This window comes from Geminicoccus flavidas (assembly GCF_009806515.1).
Taxonomy (GTDB): domain Bacteria; phylum Pseudomonadota; class Alphaproteobacteria; order Geminicoccales; family Geminicoccaceae; genus Geminicoccus; species Geminicoccus flavidus.
In genome coordinates this window covers 1-463 of record NZ_WUJP01000706.1, presented here as the reverse complement: position 1 = coordinate 463, position 463 = coordinate 1, and the positions used below count along the sequence as shown (strand labels likewise).

Sequence of the window (463 nt, the reverse complement as noted above, 5' to 3'; positions counted from 1 at the left end):
GGCGACGAGCGGGACTACGAGGCCTGGGCCGAACTCGGGGACCCGTCTTGGGGGTTCGACGCGGCCCGGCGCGCCTTCAAGAGGATCGAGGACTACCGCGGCGAGGGCAGCCCGACGCGTGGCCGGAACGGGCCGATCCCGGTCGGGAGGCCGGCCGCCACGCACCCCTTGTCGCCGCTGCTGCTGCGGGCCGCGGAGGAGATCGGGCTGCGCCGCATCGAGCTTAACGAGCTCCCGCGGCTCGACGGCACTGGCTACGTGGACGAGAACGTGACCGCCCGCGGGCGGCGGGTCGGGGCTGCGCAGGGTTACCTCCTGCCGGTCCTGGACCGTCCCAACCTGACCCTTTTGACCCGGACCGAGGTGACGGGCCTTCTGTTCTCCGGCAGCCGGTGCCGGGGCGTGTCAGCAGTGCATGAGGACCGACGGCGCGAGTTCGCGGCCGAACGCGACGTGGTGCTCT

1 protein-coding gene is annotated in these 463 nt (G+C 72.8%); it reads left to right on the top strand.

Going from position 1 to position 463, the window contains the following annotated elements:
• The coding region (locus EQG76_RS20250) for a GMC family oxidoreductase N-terminal domain-containing protein (RefSeq protein ID WP_200840974.1) at window positions 1-463 on the top strand (463 nt) is incomplete at both ends.